The organism is Paractinoplanes bogorensis, assembly GCF_018829635.1.
GTDB classification, from domain to species: Bacteria; Actinomycetota; Actinomycetes; order Mycobacteriales; family Micromonosporaceae; genus Actinoplanes; species Actinoplanes bogorensis.
Genome location: NZ_JAHKKG010000011.1, coordinates 429,114 through 443,520, shown reverse-complemented (window position 1 = coordinate 443,520; position 14,407 = coordinate 429,114). Strand labels below are relative to the sequence as shown.

The 14,407-nt window shown below is 69.3% G+C and carries 14 protein-coding genes; 8 read left to right on the top strand and 6 right to left on the bottom strand.

Going from position 1 to position 14,407, the window contains the following annotated elements:
- Nucleotides 1-1,467 precede the first annotated feature (1,467 nt).
- Together KOI35_RS33955 and KOI35_RS33950 are read right to left on the bottom strand one after the other, a co-directional pair.
- A complete protein-coding gene (locus KOI35_RS33955) occupies nucleotides 1,468-1,968 on the bottom strand; it encodes an AAA family ATPase (RefSeq protein ID WP_215792775.1) in 501 nt (166 codons plus the stop codon).
- Nucleotides 1,961-2,386 (bottom strand): GNAT family N-acetyltransferase, encoded by a 426-nt coding sequence (locus KOI35_RS33950; RefSeq protein WP_215792774.1) that lies wholly within the window; start codon nucleotides 2,384-2,386, stop codon nucleotides 1,961-1,963. The genes KOI35_RS33955 and KOI35_RS33950 overlap by 8 nt, the downstream gene beginning before the upstream one ends.
- Before the next feature lie 35 nt (nucleotides 2,387-2,421).
- On the opposite strand from KOI35_RS33950, the gene KOI35_RS33945 reads away from it, so the two are divergent.
- Both KOI35_RS33945 and KOI35_RS33940 read left to right on the top strand, forming a co-directional pair.
- A complete protein-coding gene (locus KOI35_RS33945) occupies nucleotides 2,422-2,790 on the top strand; it encodes a hypothetical protein (RefSeq protein WP_215792773.1) in 369 nt (122 codons plus the stop codon).
- Nucleotides 2,791-2,900: 110 nt separating this feature from the next.
- Nucleotides 2,901-3,677, top strand: a complete 777-nt coding sequence (locus tag KOI35_RS33940; RefSeq protein WP_215792772.1) for a polysaccharide deacetylase family protein — start codon at nucleotides 2,901-2,903, stop codon at nucleotides 3,675-3,677.
- Here KOI35_RS33940 and KOI35_RS33935 read toward each other — a convergent pair.
- Complete coding sequence (locus tag KOI35_RS33935) at nucleotides 3,663-4,424, bottom strand: RNA polymerase sigma factor SigF (protein WP_215792771.1); 762 nt, start codon at nucleotides 4,422-4,424, stop codon at nucleotides 3,663-3,665. The two genes, KOI35_RS33940 and KOI35_RS33935, sit on opposite strands and share 15 nt — an antisense overlap.
- A 204-nt stretch (nucleotides 4,425-4,628) precedes the next feature.
- Here KOI35_RS33935 and ppgK point away from each other — a divergent pair, with 204 nt between their 5' ends.
- Together ppgK and KOI35_RS33925 are read left to right on the top strand one after the other, a co-directional pair.
- Nucleotides 4,629-5,423, top strand: coding sequence for a polyphosphate--glucose phosphotransferase (ppgK, locus tag KOI35_RS33930; protein WP_215792770.1), 795 nt, complete (start codon nucleotides 4,629-4,631; stop codon nucleotides 5,421-5,423).
- Nucleotides 5,423-5,884, top strand: a complete 462-nt coding sequence (locus KOI35_RS33925; RefSeq protein ID WP_215792769.1) for a PPOX class F420-dependent oxidoreductase — start codon at nucleotides 5,423-5,425, stop codon at nucleotides 5,882-5,884. Before ppgK ends, KOI35_RS33925 begins: the two co-directional genes overlap by 1 nt.
- A 4-nt stretch (nucleotides 5,885-5,888) precedes the next feature.
- On the opposite strand, the gene KOI35_RS33920 is transcribed toward KOI35_RS33925, so the two are convergent.
- The 3 genes from KOI35_RS33920 to KOI35_RS33910 all read right to left on the bottom strand — a co-directional run bounded on the left by KOI35_RS33920 (nucleotide 5,889) and on the right by KOI35_RS33910 (nucleotide 8,266).
- Nucleotides 5,889-6,806 carry a hypothetical protein gene (locus KOI35_RS33920; protein ID WP_215792768.1) on the bottom strand — a complete coding sequence of 306 codons (918 nt, stop codon included), beginning with the start codon at nucleotides 6,804-6,806 and terminating at the stop codon, nucleotides 5,889-5,891.
- Entirely contained in the window at nucleotides 6,793-7,302 is a 510-nt protein-coding gene (locus KOI35_RS33915; protein WP_215792767.1) for a SigE family RNA polymerase sigma factor, read from the bottom strand. The genes KOI35_RS33920 and KOI35_RS33915 overlap by 14 nt, the downstream gene beginning before the upstream one ends.
- Before the next feature lie 337 nt (nucleotides 7,303-7,639).
- The gene (locus KOI35_RS33910) at nucleotides 7,640-8,266 is read right to left on the bottom strand and encodes a hypothetical protein (protein WP_308121271.1); all 627 of its coding nucleotides are present in this window, start codon (nucleotides 8,264-8,266) and stop codon (nucleotides 7,640-7,642) included.
- Nucleotides 8,267-8,358: 92 nt separating this feature from the next.
- Here KOI35_RS33910 and KOI35_RS33905 point away from each other — a divergent pair, with 92 nt between their 5' ends.
- The 4 genes from KOI35_RS33905 (at nucleotide 8,359) to KOI35_RS33890 (ending at nucleotide 14,354) form a co-directional block, all read left to right on the top strand.
- A complete protein-coding gene (locus KOI35_RS33905; RefSeq protein ID WP_215792766.1) occupies nucleotides 8,359-9,123 on the top strand; it encodes a spermidine synthase in 765 nt (254 codons plus the stop codon).
- A 130-nt stretch (nucleotides 9,124-9,253) separates the two neighbouring features.
- A complete protein-coding gene (locus KOI35_RS33900) occupies nucleotides 9,254-11,218 on the top strand; it encodes an alpha-1,4-glucan--maltose-1-phosphate maltosyltransferase (RefSeq protein WP_215792765.1) in 1,965 nt (654 codons plus the stop codon).
- Between the two features lie 47 nt (nucleotides 11,219-11,265).
- Nucleotides 11,266-13,047, top strand: coding sequence for a maltose alpha-D-glucosyltransferase (gene treS, locus KOI35_RS33895; RefSeq protein WP_215792764.1), 1,782 nt, complete (start codon nucleotides 11,266-11,268; stop codon nucleotides 13,045-13,047).
- Nucleotides 13,044-14,354, top strand: a complete 1,311-nt coding sequence (locus KOI35_RS33890; RefSeq protein ID WP_215792763.1) for a maltokinase N-terminal cap-like domain-containing protein — start codon at nucleotides 13,044-13,046, stop codon at nucleotides 14,352-14,354. The genes treS and KOI35_RS33890 overlap by 4 nt, the downstream gene beginning before the upstream one ends.
- The last annotated feature ends 53 nt before the right edge of the window (nucleotides 14,355-14,407 follow it).

Sequence of the window (14,407 nt, the reverse complement as noted above, 5' to 3'; positions counted from 1 at the left end):
AGGCCAACGCGGGAGGCCAACGCGGGAGGCCAACGCGGGAGGCCAACGCGGGAGGCCAACGCGGGAGGCCAACGCGGGAGGCCAACGCGGGAGGCCAACGCGGGAGGCCAACGCGGGAGGCCAACGCGGGAGGCCAACGCAGGGGGCCGATCCGGGTGCCGACGCGCGATGGGTACGCACGGACCCCCGCAACGGTGGGGGCCGATCCGGGACGACCAAGCCCGACCGGCCGGGATTTGGTCGGTGTCATGACATCGACTACCGACGGCGAGACCGACACCGACTTGCTGGGGCTCGGGTACACGCTGACTCAGATCTCCGGGTCCGGCGTACCAGCTGCCCCTGGGCCTCAACGTCGGCCTGCTGATCGGCGGCCCAGGAACACTCAGCCGTTGAGCTCCGCATGGCCGATGTCGCCGGGGCCGGCGGCGTTGGTTCGGTGCTGGGCTGCCGGCCCGGATCCCGGCGTGCGAGCCCGGCCCGATACGAGCAACTGCGCTGACGATCACCCTGCGCTCGGCCCGTCGCGCGGACACAGGCAACAGAAGCGCCCAGTCGACCCGGGGTGGCTCTCGTCGCGGGGTACGCGCACGCCGCGGGACACGCGCACATCACGGGACACGCGCACATCACGGGACACGCGCACATCACGGGACACGCGCACATCACGGGACACGCGCACGCCGCGGGACACGCGCACATCACGGGACACGCGCACATCACGGGACACGCGCACGCCACGGGACACGCGCACGTCACGGGATGCCGGCGCGACCCAAGAAGCAGGTCGCACTGGCAACTCTGCGGGCACCGAGTCGGCGACAACCGCCGGACGCGACGCACTCGACGGCTCGTCATCGCCGGCCGCGACGACGTCGCCCGGTGTCGCCGCTGACGGCCGCACACTCGTGGCTCCCTCAGGCCAGATCAACGGCGGGATCGCCTCGAACTCGTCGTGCAGCCCCAACTCCCCGCACCGCCGACAGCAACCCCGCAACCGGCACAGCTTCCAGCCATGACGCCGCGCCAGCCCCCAATCACGCCGACGCGCATGGTCACGACGAAACTGTTCCCGACTCGGCGAATAATTACGTGCTTTCGTGCGATCTCGCATGACTTCCGTCGCCGGCCCGGCAATTAATGAAAGCTGCTGGTATCGCATGCCAGCAATTATCCCGTGCCCCACATGCCGTCCGCCAATTTTCGATCATGCCAAATTCAAGAACTGCCTGGACGCGAAAACAAATCAGCCGACAATCGCACAATCGGATCGCCACGGAGTACTGCCGCGCGGAAGGACCACCCCGTGCTCGGTCGACTCCTGACCGGTAAGGATGTGAGTCCTCACTTACATGGTCCGCACCGCTGGTTGAAGATCGCTGACGACGGGATCCGCCCGGGCACCACCACCGACGATCGGGTGTCCCGGACATGCGATGACACGCCGGGATGGAATCGCCCTTCACTTCACGTTGGCCGGTCCACCCAGCCCAGGCGTACCAGGATTTCGGTGGCGACGGCGAGTGCCGGACGGTCGTTCGTAACCGTGAAGTCGTCGATCGGGCTTGCGGGCTTGAGCAGCGCCCGCAGGTGCTGTTCGAGCTTCGGCCCGGTGTCTCGTTGCCGCAGTCGCCGGCGCACGGTGTCGTCGTCCGCAATCAAGTGGACCAGGTGGATCGCGCAGTCGGGCAGGCTGTCCGCATAGAGCGCCCGCGTGGTAACGCTGTCGGCCACGACGAGGTACTGGGCGCCCGCGGACCGGAAGTTCGCCCACACCGCGGCCAGGTTCGCGCACTTGAGTTCGTCGTAGAAGTGTTCCCGCTCCGGGGACGGTCCGAACTGGGCCAGCGCGTCCGCGTCGACCACGGCGTTGCGGTGGCCCGCCTTAGTGAGGACGCTCCCGGCGGCTGCGGCCACCGTCGATTTTCCGACTCCGGCCACGCCCGTCAGGAGCAGAGCTTCATACATCCCCGGGATTCAACCGGAACCAGTAGCTGACCGTGGGCCCCTGCTCGGCCAGGCCGCCGCCCACCGACTCGTACAGGGACCTCGCGGCCGCGTTCGCCTCACCGGTGGTCAGGAACATCCTCGTGGCACCGGCCTGTGCGCCGGCTCGCATGAACGCGGAAAGAAGTGCGCGGCCGATCCCCTGCCCGCGGTAAGGCTCCGCAACCTCCAACTGGTGCAGGTAGAGCATGGAGGAGTTGTCCGGCCGGATCAGGTGGTAGCCCCAGCACCATCCGGAGATGTCGCGACCGTCCGACGCGACGTAGGCGAGAGCGTCCGGACTTCCCAGGTACGCACGACCGCCGCCGGTCGCCCCACGGAAGGTGCGGACGGCTCGCTCGAAGAGGCCGGCATCGGCCGGGAACACACGATTGATCACAGAGCATCGTTGCAGGGCCGGGCGATCATGGTGGGGTGATCGACGACCTGATCGGCGACGTTCTCGGTGGTCTGCTGCCCGGATGGAGCCGCCGCGGCGGTCCGGTACGCCTCGACGCCGGTCTGCGGCTGCCCGATCGGCGACTTGTCACCTGGTGGCGGCACGGCTATGTGGAACTCGGTCCGGACTGCTCCTGGGTCCCTCGGCGGCCCCGGGCAGGTCGGCGAGTCGCGCTGCCGGGTCTGAGGGTCGGGCCGAGCCGCAGGTTGACCGTGATCGAGCGCGTCCTGCTGAACTCGGACTGCCGGGTCTTCGAGGCCACGGCCGGGGACAGCGTCCGACTCGAGATCGCCGTTCTCCCGGATGACGTCGCCCGGCTCCCGCGAGTGAGACGGCCCGCGTGAAGCTCTGACTTGTGGCCGATGCGGCGGCGCCCGGAAACCCGTCGGGAGGCCGAGGCGCGGGGCTCCCATGATCAATCAGGCTGCGAGGTCTGATCGATCGGGGGAGATTGATGGTTACTCGTCGTGCGGTGCTGCGCGGGGCCTTACTGGCCGCGGGTGGTGCGGGAACGGCTCTGGCCGCCAGTGGGCACGTCAGGCACTGGTGTGGATGGGACCGGCCGCCGCTCGGTGGCGGGTATGCCTCGGCCGCCGACGATCTCGGGGCGGTGGCGCACGGCGGGGTGCAGATCCACTACTTTCGGCCGACCACCGAGAAGGTCGTCGCGCTCACCTTCGACGATGGGCCGCTTCCCGAGTACACGCCGCGGTTTCTCGACGCGCTCGACGAGGCCGGCGTGCCGGCCACGTTCTTCTTCGTCGGCCGTAATCTCGAGAAGCACATCGGTCTCGTACGGGATCGGCTGGCCCGGCACGAGGTGGGCAACCATTCCTGGTCGCACGACGATCTGGCCACTCTCGACCTGGCGGGAGCGCGGCGCGAACTGGAGCGCACGCACGACGCCATCAAACGGCACCTCGGCCGGGAGACCACACTGCTGCGACCCCCGTACGGGCATCTCGGCGGGTCCACTGTGCTCGCCGCCGACGCCATGGGCTACGACATCGCGCTGTGGTCGCACCAGATGCGGGAACGCCGGTTCGCCGGCGACCCGGCGGCGCAGGCCCGCGACCTGACCGGCTCGATGCGCCCGGGGTCGATCGTGCTGGCCCACGACGCCGGCGACAAGCGGCGGCTGGTCGCGTTGCACGCGCTGCCCGCGCTTGTCGCCGGTCTCCGGGCCGACGGCTACCGGTTCGTCACGGTCTCTGAGCTACTGCAGGCTTGATTCGTGCAGTTCGGACCGGAGCTTGGCCAGCGACCTGGTCAGCAGACGCGAGACGTGCATCTGGCTGATGCCGATCCGGTCGGCGATCTGCGACTGGGTCAGGTTGCCGTAGAAGCGCAGGGCCACGATCCGCTGCTCACGCTCGCTCAGCGTGGCCAGCGCCGGGCCCAGGGCCACCCGGGTCTCGGCCAGCTCGAACTGGTCGTCCTCGCCGCCCAGGGTGTCGCCGAGTGACGTGGTGCCGTCGGCGCCGATCGGGGTGGACAGCGAGGTGGCGTTGTAGGCGCGAGCGCCTTCCAGGCCCTCCAGTACGTCTTCCTCGCTGACGCCCAGGTGGATGGCGACGTCGGCGACCGTCGGCGAGCGGCCCAGCGAGTGGGTCAGCGTGGAGTTGGCCTCGGTGATGGCCAGCCGCAGCTCCTGCAGACGGCGGGGCACCCGGACCGACCACGTACGGTCGCGGAAGTGGCGCTTGATCTCACCGATGATGGTGGGGATCGCATAACCGGCGAAATCGACACCGTACGACGGGTCGAACTTGTCGACCGCCTTGATCAGGCCGACGGTGGCGGTCTGGATCAGGTCGTCGGTCGGCTCGCCGCGGCCGGAGTAGCGCTGGGCGAGGTGCCGGGCCAGCGGCAGCCAGGCCTCGATGGCCTGCTCGCGGAGGCGGGGGCGGTCACGGTGGTGGGCGAGCGTGACGAGCAGCTCGGAAGCGGTTTCGGGAACCGCCGTGTACACGGTCATTTCAGGTCCTCCAGAGAGCGGGCAGAGAGCCGTGCCCGCTTGCGGCGACCGTTCGCGTGGTTTAACGCTAACCGAGAAGTTGATGCCTGACTAGCCGAAAGTACGAGGGTCACCCGACTAGCCTGGGGCAGCCCAGGGATTTAATGTCGTGCCCTCGTGGTAAACACCGTGGGCACAACTGGCACCTCAAGGACGGGAAAGAAGATGGCCATTCTTGGCATCGACATCGGCGGCTCGGGCGTCAAGGGCGCCCCGGTCGACACCGCGACCGGCGAGCTGCTCGCCGAGCGGTTCCGGGTGCCCACGCCCCAGCCGTCCGACGTCACCAGCGTGGTCGAGGCGGTCGCCGAGGTCGCGGCGCAGTTCGAGGGCTCCTACGACCGGGTCGGCATCACGTTCCCCGGCGTCGTGGTCGACGGCGTCACCCGCACCGCGGCGAACGTCGACAAGTCCTGGCTCGACGCCCCCGCCGCCCGCCTGTTCAGCGACCGGCTGGGCAAGCCGGTCTCGGTGCTCAACGACGCCGACGCGGCGGGCGTGGCCGAGGTCGCCTTCGGGGCGGGCCGCGACCAGGCCGGCCTGATCATGATGCTCACCTTCGGCACCGGCATCGGCAGCGCGCTGTTCCTCGACGGCACGCTGATCCCCAACACCGAGTTCGGTCACCTCGAGCTCAACGGGCACGACGCCGAGAGCAAGGCGGCCGACCGGGCCCGCGAGATCGAGGAGCTGAGCTGGGAGAAGTGGGCCGGCCGGGTCCGCGACTACCTGGCCCACGTCGAGATGCTGCTGTCCCCGCGCCTGTTCATCATCGGCGGCGGCGTCAGCAAGAAGGCCGACCGCTGGCTGCCCCTGATCGACATCCGGACCCCGATGGTGCCGGCCACGCTGCTCAACAACGCGGGCATCATCGGCGCCGCCCGCATCGCCGAGATCGACGGCCAGGCCGGCGACCGCGGCGTGACCCCGCACGAGGCCGGAGAAAAGGTGACCCACTGATGCCCCGCACGATCGCCACCAACACCGAGGTCGAGCGCGAGCAGTTGCTCGAGTTCCTGCGCCCGCGCCACCACGCCATTCTGATGACGACCCGCCGCGACGGCCGCCCCCAAGCCTCGCCCAACACGTGCGGCGTCGACACCGAGGGCCGCATCGTCATCTCGTCGTATCCCGAGCGGGCCAAGGTCTACAACCTGCGGCGCAACCCGCAGGTCTCGGTCTGCGTGCTCTCCGACGACTTCGGCGGCCCGTGGGTGCAGGTCGACGGCACGGCCGAGGTCCTCGATCTGCCCGAGGCCCTCGAGCCGCTGGTCGAATACTTCCGCGTCATCTCGGGCGAGCACTCCGACTGGGACGAGTACCGCCAGGCCATGCGCGACCAGGGCAAGTCCCTGATCCGCATCACGATCGACCGCTGGGGCCCGATCGCGACCGGCGGGTTCCCGGCCCGGCTGGCGTGAAGAGTCAGGAGCGCCAGTCGGCCAGGTGCGCCGCCGCGACCTTGGCCAGCTTCTCGACGTCGGCCCGGTTCGACGACAGGTTCTCGTAGCCCCGGCTGTCCAGCAAGGTCACCGAGTCACCGACCCGCACGGCCGCCAGATAGGTGGCCGTGCGGGAGCCGTTGTTCATCGGCTCCCCCTGGCCGTCGGTGGCCGCGTACGACCGCTCGATCAGCACCGACTCGTCGCCCAGGCCCAGCGAGCCCAGCGAGTCGAACTGCGCGTCGAGGTCGCCCATCTTGCCCGTCGGGCACAGCTGCACGGCCCGGCGCAGCTCGCTCAGATAGTCGGTCGCGCCCTCGTCGCGGAAGACGGTGACCGTGTTGTAGACGACGTCGTCCGGGATGCTGCCCTCGGGCGCCGAAGCGCCTCGATAGATCAGCATCACCGACGCCGACACCCCCTTCTGCGACGCGCTCGGGAACTTCGCCTTGCCGCAGAACTCGGGCACCCCGCGCGGCTCGTCCTGGGGCGTCAGTTCCCCCGTACGGCTCTCGGCCTTGGTCAGCAGTGCCCGGGCCGGAATCGACTTCGGGATCGACGGGGCGTCGGTCGTGGGAGCGGACGACGGCGGGGTAGTCGCGGGAGCCGACGAGGGCGGCGCAGTGGTGGTGGGGGGAACGGACGACGGCGCCGGAGCAGAAGACGACGACGGGGGCGGCGGCAAGGAAACGGTCTGATCCCCGCCGCGATCACCGGCGAGAGCCCAGCCCGCCCCGATCGCCCCCACGGCCAGCACCGCGGCCGTACTCGCGGTCAGGGCCACGCCCCGGTTGTGCCGCTTGCCGGCCTGGCGGCGCAGCTCGGGCCCGCTCAGCAGCAGCCCGCGCTCGACATCCGACGACAGCGCGGCGAACGCGCGGTCGACCTCATTGTTCGACATCGGTGACCTCCGGCGTGCGGGTGGCGGGAGCGAGGATGGCGGCCAGCTCGGCCCGCCCGCGGTTCAGCCGCGAGGTCACCGTGCCGACGGGCGTGCCGGTCTCGGCCGCGATGTCGGCCACCGGCAGATCGAAGAGGTAGTGCAACGCCACCGCCTGCCGGGTGGGCGCCGGCAGTTTCCGCAGCGCCGCCGTCAGCAGCACAGCGTCCTCGCTGGGCGGACCCACCGGTTCCGGCGGCCCGGCCCGGCGCACCGCGGCCCGCCAGCCGCTGAGACGACGCCACCGGTCGGTCGACAGGCGGGCCACGGTCAGTCGCAGCCAGCCCTCGGGCGCCGGATGGGCCGCCACCATGCGCCAGTTGCGCCACGCCCTCGTGTACGCCTCCTGCACCACGTCCTGCGCCTCGGCGAGATCTCCGGTGAGCGCGTATCCGTAGCGCAGCAGACGCGCGGACGTATCCCGGTAGAACTCGTCGAAGCCGTCCGCATCACGCATCCCCGCTCCTCTTGTTTGCACCGGTAACGGCCGGCGTGCCAAGAATGCTGCACGATTGAAGAAAGTTTCTTCCCGGATTCGAGCCAGGCCGCCGAAGGATCAAAATCAAGGGCTTCATTTCCCGGCTGGGCGGGTGTACGGACCGTCGCTCCCGCGGGGACCGCGACGTGCCCCGCTGGCCGCTGGCGCGTCCAGAACGCGGGGCGCGTCACGGCGACGTGCGTGAGCGGTCACGCTCAACGACAAAAGCCGGCACCCAAAGTTGGGTGCCGGCTTCTGATCTGAGCGCAAGGCAAGTCGGGATTGCGCCCGTCGACGTCGCGGGCACCGAAAAAGACTAGGCGAAGCCGAGGTCTTTTTCGGTGTCCGCGACGTCGGCCCCGAGGGGCGCAATCCCCGGCGAGCCGGAGGCGACGCCCAAGAGATACAGCAAGGTGTCGCGGTGCATCTCGGCCACCGGCTCGAGCAGGTCGGGGTGGCGCAGCAGCACCGAGGCGTCGCGGTCACGCAGGTCGGGCTCGAGCAGCCGCCGGAACTCGGCCGGCGCCCCGCCGGTCCGGCGCGGGTAGGGCAGCGGCCGGTCCTCCGACAGCGGCACCGCCGCGATCACGGCGTCGACCGCCCGGTGGGCCAGTGACGGGTCGGCCAGCAGGCACGCGGCCCAGCTCACCACGACCTCGTCGACCCAGGTGCGCCAGCCCTCCTCCTCGGCCTCCTCGTCCTCGGGCTCGCTGCCGGCGCGCCAGTCGAGCACCGCCGAGCCGCCGGGGCCGGCGATCGCGACCAGCGCCGCGTCGACCTCGGTCGGGTAGCGCAGCCACGCCGCCACCGTGACGGCCTGCCGGGCCTGCAACTCGGCCAGCGTGTGGGCGATCGTGTCGTTGTTACCCGCCGGGTAGGCACGCGCAAGCCAGTGCGTGCTCGCCGCGATGACGGGCGACAGCTCGACAGACGGTCCAGCCACGTGGTCTCCTCCGCTCCGGCGCGGCCCGGTCGGTCCGCGTCTCGCAGTACCTCTCGGCGGCGCCGGGGCGGAAACTGAGTAGGGTCACCGGGATGGGACCGCACGGCAACCGACGCGCTCCCGTCCACGCGGCGATCGACTTCGGGATGGCCGAGTTACGCCCCGATCCGGCCCGTCCGCGGGGCTGGACGGTGCTGGTCGACGACGTCCCGCAGTCATACGTGGACCTGGCCGACCCGGAGTACATGCACTTCCCGTACGCGCAGGAGCTGGGCCGCGTGGTGCGCCTGAGCCGGGCGCGGCGGGTGTTGCACCTGGGCGGCGGCGGGCTGACCATCCCCCGGCTGATCGCCCATCTGCGCCCGGGCACCGAGCAGCTGGTCGTCGACCGGGACGCGGCCCTGCTCACGTTGGTGGAACGGTTCCTGCCGTTCGACGACTCGATCCGGGTGGAGATCGAGGACGCCCGCGCGGCCGTGGAGAAGGCCGAGCAGTACGACCTGATCGTCGTGGATGTCTTTGTGGGCGCCGCGATGCCGGCCAGTGTGTCCTCGACCGGGTTCGCCGGGGCGGCCCGGCGCGCGCTGCGCCCGGACGGTCTTCTGGTGGCGAACCTGACCGACGTACCGCCGCTCGCGCACACCCGGATTCAGATGGCGACGATCCGGACCGCGTTCGACGATCCGATGCTGCTGGGCCCGTCCGCGGTACTTCGCGGCCGACGAGCGGGAAACGTTATTTTGCTGGCCGGTAACGTTCCGATGATCAAACTCGGTAAGCATGAACGGATGATCCGTACCGCGGAATTGGCGGAATTCATCGGTGGTGCGAAGCCGCGCCTGGATGAGCCGGCCTGAGCGGACTCCGGTAGGTTGGGCGCATCGGCACGCTGTCGTTTGCGGCGCCTCCACTGCGGAGAAGTATGCCCTGACGGCGGTCTGGTTCAGCCGCACCCGCCCGCGCCCCACGAAGATTACGGTGGAGATCATGACCGGTCGCTTTCCCATCGAAGACGTGACGCCCTCGGTGTCCTGTGGCCGTTATCCGGCGAAGGCGGTTGTCGGCGAATTCGTGCCGGTCTCCGCCGTGTCCTATCGCGAAGGACACAACTCGCTCGGCGTCAACGTGGTATGGCGTGGCCCCGACGGCGAATCGGAGCCGTTCACCCGCATGCGGCCCGGCGAGCCCGGCCTCGACCAGTGGCACGGCACCATCCGCCCCGACCGGGTCGGCCGGTGGACGTTCACCGTCGAGGCGTTCGACGACCCGTACCGCACCTGGCGCGACGCCGTGGTCAAGAAGATCGGGGCCGGTCAGGGCCTGGAGGACCTGGCCAACGACCTGGCCGAGGGCGCCGACGTGCTCGACCTGGCCACCAAGATCGTGCCGTCCGCCGACGAGGAGCGGGTCCGGGTCGCCGCGGCCGCCCTGCGCGACGACCAGCGCTCGCTGTTCGCCCGGGTGTCGCCCGCGCTCGACCTCGAGGAACTGCTCTGGCACAACCCGGTCCGTCAGCTGGTGACGACCACCCGGTCGTACGCGATCTGGGTCGACCGCAAGCGCGCGCTCTACTCGGCCTGGTACGAGTTCTTCCCGCGCAGTGAGGGCGCCGAGATCGGTCCCGGGTCGACACCGATCAAGCACGGCACGTTCGCCACCGCGGCCGAGCGCATCCCGGCCGTCGCGGCCATGGGCTTCAACGTGCTCTACCTGCCGCCGATCCACCCGATCGGCAAGATCAACCGCAAGGGCCGCAACAACACGCTGGTGGCCCGGCCGGAAGACGTCGGCTCGCCGTGGGCGATCGGCTCCGACGAGGGCGGCCACGACGCGATCCACCCGGAGCTGGGCACGCTGGAGGACTTCCGCGCGTTCATCGCCACCGCCGAGAAGCACGGCCTCGAGATCGCGATGGACCTGGCGCTGCAGGCCGCGCCCGACCACCCGTGGGTGAAGTCGAACCCCGAGTTCTTCACCAAAAAGGCCGACGGGACGATCGCGTACGCCGAGAACCCGCCCAAGAAATACCAGGACATCTATCCGATCAACTGGGACAACGACTACAAGACACTGCGCGAGGAGGTCTATCGCGTCGTCATGCACTGGGTCGGCAACGGCGTGAAGATCTTCCGCGTCGACAACCCGCACACCAAGGCGCTGAACTTCTGGCAGTGGCTGATCGCCAAGGTCAAGGAGAGCAACCCCGAGGTGCTGTTCCTGGCCGAGGCGTTCACCCGGCCGGCCATGATGAACGGGCTCGGCAAGGTCGGCTTCACGCAGTCGTACACGTACTTCACCTGGCGCACCACGGCCTGGGAGATGCGCCAGTACATGGAGACGCTGCTGACCACGATCGACTGGATGCGCCCCAACTTCTGGCCCAACACGCCCGACATCCTGCACGAGTCGCTGCAGCACGGCGGACCGCCGATGTTCAAGATTCGGGCCGTCCTGGCAAGCATGCTCACGCCGAGTTGGGGCATGTACTCCGGTTACGAACTCTTCGAGCACGTGCCGCGGCCGGGCGCCGAGGAGTACATCGACAACGAGAAGTTCGAGCTGAAGCCGCGGGACTGGGCCGCCGCCGAGCGGTCGGGGCGGTCGCTGGCGCCGTACCTGACCCGGCTCAACCGGATCCGGGACGAGAACCCGGCGCTGCACTGGCTGCGCAACCTGAAGTTCCACGAGATCGACAACGGGGCGCTGCTCTGTTTCAGCAAGCGTGACCCGGAGACCGGAAATACGGTTCTCGTCGTCGTCAGCTTCGACTCGACGACCGTGCAGTGGGGAAACACCGTGCTCGACATGCCGGCTCTCGGGCTGGACTGGCACGAGCGGTTCACGGTGACCGACCAGATCACCGGGGCCACGTACGAGTGGGGGCAGCACAACGCCGTACGGATCGACCCGTACGTCGAACCGGCGCACGTCTTCGTGATCGAGCGCTCGTAGTCGAAGTGAAGATTCAAGTACCTGCGGGTGGGTAGGTGGGGAACCTGATGGACCAGAAAAGCGATCTCGACCTCGAAGAGACGACGGAGCACGATCCGACGGAGGGCAGCCACGTCGAGGACGGGGTGGTGGAGCACCCGACCGCGGACGACTTCGAGCACGCCCGGGCGCTGCCGGCCGACCGGACGTGGTTCCAGCGTGCCGTCTTCTACGAGGTGCTGGTCCGCGCGTTCTACGACTCCAGCTCGGACGGCGCGGGCGACCTGCGCGGCCTGATCGAGCGGCTCGACTACCTGCAGTGGCTCGGCGTCGACTGCCTCTGGCTGCCGCCGTTCTATCAGTCGCCGCTGCGCGACGGCGGCTACGACATCAGCGACTTCTACCAGGTGCTGCCCGAGTTCGGCACGGTGGAAGACTTCGTCGCCCTGCTCGACGCGGCGCACAAGCGCGGCATCCGGGTGATCACCGACCTGGTCATGAACCACACCTCGGACCAGCACATGTGGTTCCAGGAGTCGCGGCGTGACCCCGACGGCCCGTACGGCGACTTCTATGTCTGGAGCGACACCAGCGACAAGTACGCCGACGCCCGGGTCATCTTCGTCGACACCGAGGAGTCGAACTGGACGTTCGACCCGGTGCGCCGGCAGTTCTTCTGGCACCGGTTCTTCTCGCACCAGCCCGACCTCAACTACGACAACCCGGCCGTGCAGGAGGCGATGCTCGACGTCCTGCGCTTCTGGCTCGACCTGGGCATCGACGGCTTCCGGCTGGACGCGGTGCCCTACCTGTTCGAGCGGGAAGGCACCAACGGCGAAAACCTGCCCGAGACGCACGCCTTCCTCAAGCACTGCCGCAAGGTGATCGACGACGAGTTCCCCGGACGGGTCCTGCTGGCCGAGGCCAACCAGTGGCCGGCCGACGTGGTCGAGTACTTCGGCGACTCCAAGGCCGGCGGCGACGAGTGCCACATGGCGTTCCACTTCCCACTGATGCCGCGCATCTTCATGGCCGTACGGCGGGAATCGCGTTTCCCCATCTCCGAGATCCTGGCCCAGACGCCGGCCATCCCGGACAACTGCCAGTGGGGCATCTTCCTGCGTAACCACGACGAGCTGACGCTCGAGATGGTGACCGACGAAGAGCGCGACTACATGTATTCCGAGTACGCCAAAGACCCGCGGATGAAGGCGAACGTCGGCATCCGGCGCCGCCTCGCCCCGCTGCTCGAGAACGACCGCAACCAGATCGAGCTGTTCACCGCGCTGCTGTTGTCGCTGCCGGGTTCGCCGGTGCTCTACTACGGCGACGAGATCGGCATGGGCGACAACATCTGGCTCGGTGACCGTGACGGTGTCCGGACGCCGATGCAGTGGACGCCCGACCGCAACGCCGGGTTCTCCACGGCGCATCCGGGCCGGCTCTACCTGCCCGCCAACCAGGACCCGGTGTACGGCTATCAGGCGGTCAACGTCGAGGCGCAGCGGGACAGTTCCACGTCCCTGCTCAACTGGACGCGTACCATGCTGGCGGTGCGACGCCGCCACGAAGCGTTCGCCGTCGGCACGTTCCGCGAACTGGGCGGATCGAACCCGTCGGTGCTGGCCTACCTGCGCGAGGACGGCGACGACGTCGTGCTCTGCGTGAACAACCTGTCGCGCTTCCCGCAACCGATCGAGCTGAACCTGCAGCACTGGAACGGGTACACGCCGGTGGAACTGACCGGGCACGTGAACTTCCCGCGAATCGGGCAGCTGCCGTACCTCCTGACCCTCCCCGGGCACGGCTTCTACTGGTTCCAGCTGTGCGGGTCCGAGGAGAAGCAATGACGTTGCCTTTCGCCGAATGGCTGCCGCAGCAGAGGTGGTACGCGGGCAAGTCCCGCACCCTGTCGTCGGTCAAGGAGGCGTCGACCACGCCCCTGGACGACAATCTCGACCTGGTGCTGATCGACGTCGAGTACACCGACGGCAGCTCCGAGCGGTATCAGGTGGTCGTGGCCTGGGGTTCGGGCCCGATCATCGAATACAGCGAAGTGGCGACGATCGGCACCGACGGCGACCGGATCGGCTACGACGCGCTCTACGACACCGCGGCCGCGCGCAAGCTGCTCGCGCTGATCGCGGCGGGCGGCACGGTCGGTGACGTCACCTTCGAACCCGAGCCGGGTGCCGAGTTCCCGGTCGACCTGTGGCCGCGGGTGTTCGACGCCGAGCAGAGCAACACCAGCGTGATCTTCGAGCAGGACGCCATCCTCAAGGTGTTCCGCCGGGTCTCGGCCGGGATCAACCCCGACATCGAGCTCAACCAGGTGCTCGGCCGCCGCGGCAACGCGCACGTGGCCCGGCTCCTCGGCAGTTTCCAGACCACCGAGGGCGGCGAGCCGTGCCCGCTCGGCATGGTCACCCAATATGCCGGCAACTCGGCCGAGGGCTGGGCCATGGCCACGGCGTCGGCCCGCGACCTGTTCGCCGACGCCGAGTTCGGGGCCGACGAGGTGGGCGGTGACTTCCAGGGCGAGTCCTACCGGCTGGGCGAGGCGGTGGCCTCGGTGCACGCCGACCTGGCCGGGGCGCTCGGTTCGGGCCCGGCCACGTTCCCGGTCGACGCCGTGCTCTCCCGGCTGCGCGAGGCGGCCCAGTCGGTGGCCGAGATCCAGCAGTACGTGCCGACCATCGAGGCCAAGTTCCGGGAGCTGGCCGGCGAAGAGATCACCGTGCAGCGGGTGCACGGCGACCTGCACCTCGGTCAGGTGCTGCGGGTCCCCGAGGCGTGGCTGCTGATCGACTTCGAGGGTGAGCCGGGCGCACCGCTGGACGAGCGCCGCCGGCCCGACTCCCCGCTGCGTGACGTGGCCGGGGTGCTGCGCTCCTACGAATACGCGGCCTACCAGCTGCTGGTCGACCAGGACGAGGACGAGCACCTGGCCGCCCGCGCCCGCGAGTGGGTCGACCGCAACCGGGCCGCGTTCTGCGACGGCTACGCCAACGTGTCCGGCGCCGACCCGCGGCAGCAGGGCTCGCTGCTGGCGGCGTACGAGCTCGACAAGGCGGTCTACGAGGCCGCGTACGAATCCCGGCACCGGCCCGGATGGCTGCGGATCCCGCTGCGGTCCATCGCCCGGCTCGTCGGCTGACGACATCTGCAGAAGGAGACCCCTCGTGATCGGCCCATCCGCTTCCTCGCTCG

Bases quoted from the DNA above. Each gene is read 5' to 3' on its own strand.
- KOI35_RS33935 (WP_215792771.1), bottom strand. From the start codon at position 4,424: ATGACCGTGTACACGGCGGTTCCCGAAACCGCTTCCGAGCTGCTCGTC.
- ppgK (WP_215792770.1), top strand. From the start codon at position 4,629: ATGGCCATTCTTGGCATCGACATCGGCGGCTCGGGCGTCAAGGGCGCC.
- KOI35_RS33890 (WP_215792763.1), top strand. From the start codon at position 13,044: ATGACGTTGCCTTTCGCCGAATGGCTGCCGCAGCAGAGGTGGTACGCG.
- treS (WP_215792764.1), top strand. From the start codon at position 11,266: ATGGACCAGAAAAGCGATCTCGACCTCGAAGAGACGACGGAGCACGAT.
- KOI35_RS33940 (WP_215792772.1), top strand. From the start codon at position 2,901: ATGGTTACTCGTCGTGCGGTGCTGCGCGGGGCCTTACTGGCCGCGGGT.
- KOI35_RS33955 (WP_215792775.1), bottom strand. From the start codon at position 1,968: ATGTATGAAGCTCTGCTCCTGACGGGCGTGGCCGGAGTCGGAAAATCG.
- KOI35_RS33925 (WP_215792769.1), top strand. From the start codon at position 5,423: ATGCCCCGCACGATCGCCACCAACACCGAGGTCGAGCGCGAGCAGTTG.
- KOI35_RS33905 (WP_215792766.1), top strand. From the start codon at position 8,359: ATGGGACCGCACGGCAACCGACGCGCTCCCGTCCACGCGGCGATCGAC.
- KOI35_RS33920 (WP_215792768.1), bottom strand. From the start codon at position 6,806: ATGTCGAACAATGAGGTCGACCGCGCGTTCGCCGCGCTGTCGTCGGAT.
- KOI35_RS33915 (WP_215792767.1), bottom strand. From the start codon at position 7,302: ATGCGTGATGCGGACGGCTTCGACGAGTTCTACCGGGATACGTCCGCG.
- KOI35_RS33900 (WP_215792765.1), top strand. From the start codon at position 9,254: ATGACCGGTCGCTTTCCCATCGAAGACGTGACGCCCTCGGTGTCCTGT.